1 pseudogene is annotated in these 614 nt (G+C 61.7%); it reads right to left on the bottom strand.

Going from position 1 to position 614, the window contains the following annotated elements:
* Nucleotides 1-614: pseudogene (locus EC86_RS29395) on the bottom strand (PHA/PHB synthase family protein); the annotation flags it as partial.

Raw genomic sequence — 614 nt, forward strand, 5'->3', positions numbered from 1 at the left:
AGAAGGTGAATCTTGTAGACAGAGCGCCAAGGCGAGACGTGATCCCGCATGGTGCCCACTACCAGCATGGGCGCCTTGATGTCCATGAGGGACACGCCCGTGCCCCCCAAACGGTAATGCCCGCAGGCCAGCGCGTTGTCAAGATAAAGCGAAGACAGGTATTCCGAATGCATGCGCTCGGTCAGGCGCGTCACGTTGGTGTTCCAGCTCATCATGTCGTTGCCCACGTCGTCCTCGCCCAGCAGGTAACGATGCGTCTGGCGAGACCAGATCAACTCGCGGGAATTGAGAAACTGGAAGGCGCCGCCCATCTGCCGCCCCGACATGTAGCCGGTGCGTGCCATGGTCTCGCGTAAGGTCTGGATCTGGTCATCGTCGATAAAAACGCCAAGTTCGCCGGGTTCACTGAAGTCGGTCAACGACGCCAGCAGGGTGACCGTGGCCAACTCGGGCAGATAGCCCCATCGGGCGGCATTTTCCTTCAGGCCCAGCGCGGCGGCCACGATGGACAGGAACGTGCCGCCCAGGCAGTAGCCCATCGCGTGAATGCGGGGCGCACCCGTAAGCGACTTGACGGCGGCCATGGCTTCCATCACGCCCATCTGCAGGTAGTC

This window comes from Polaromonas glacialis (assembly GCF_000709345.1).
GTDB classification, from domain to species: Bacteria; Pseudomonadota; Gammaproteobacteria; order Burkholderiales; family Burkholderiaceae_C; genus Polaromonas; species Polaromonas glacialis.